Annotated in this window: 1 protein-coding gene; it reads right to left on the bottom strand. The window is 65.1% G+C overall.

What is annotated here, in order from left to right; all coding sequences use genetic code 11:
• The coding region (locus tag HMPREF3120_RS04795; RefSeq protein ID WP_210384497.1) for an enoyl-CoA hydratase/isomerase family protein at positions 1–484 on the bottom strand (484 nt) is incomplete at both ends.

Raw genomic sequence — 484 nt, 5'->3', positions numbered from 1 at the left:
CGCTCATTGTCCAGCGCGCCGGCCAGATCCTGCGATGCGTTGGCTGCGATGAGTTCCGCCGCCGCCACGAGCGACGACGGGGACGCCTGCTTGGTCAATTCCTGCACCTTCTCGCCGAACTCGCCGAACTCGCCGGTCTCGCCGTCAAGGCTCTCGCGGATCTCTGCCCAGGAGCCGGTGAAGGTGGCCTCGATGTCCTCGTACAGTGCCTCGAGCTGCGATTCACCCTGCTCCAGCGCAATCTCGTCGAGGTAGCCGGGCCCATGCTCCACGATCCCGTCAAGCACTCCCTCGAGCGAGGCAACCTTGTGCGTCGCCAGGCCGGTAGCCAGCATGTCGTCCGGGCTCAAGCGGTAGCCCGTCAGCGCCAAAAACGCGCCGAGCGCCTGCGACGGGTGCTTCGGCAAGTTCTGCAGCAACCACGACATGCCCACGTCCGTGACGTAGCCAATGTTCATCTCCGGCATGGACGCAAACGCATCCT

This window comes from Corynebacterium sp. HMSC11D10 (assembly GCF_001806995.1).
Classification (GTDB): Bacteria; Actinomycetota; Actinomycetes; order Mycobacteriales; family Mycobacteriaceae; genus Corynebacterium; species Corynebacterium coyleae.
The sequence above is the reverse complement of the archived record's forward strand: the minus strand, read 5'-3'. Positions and strand labels throughout refer to the sequence as shown.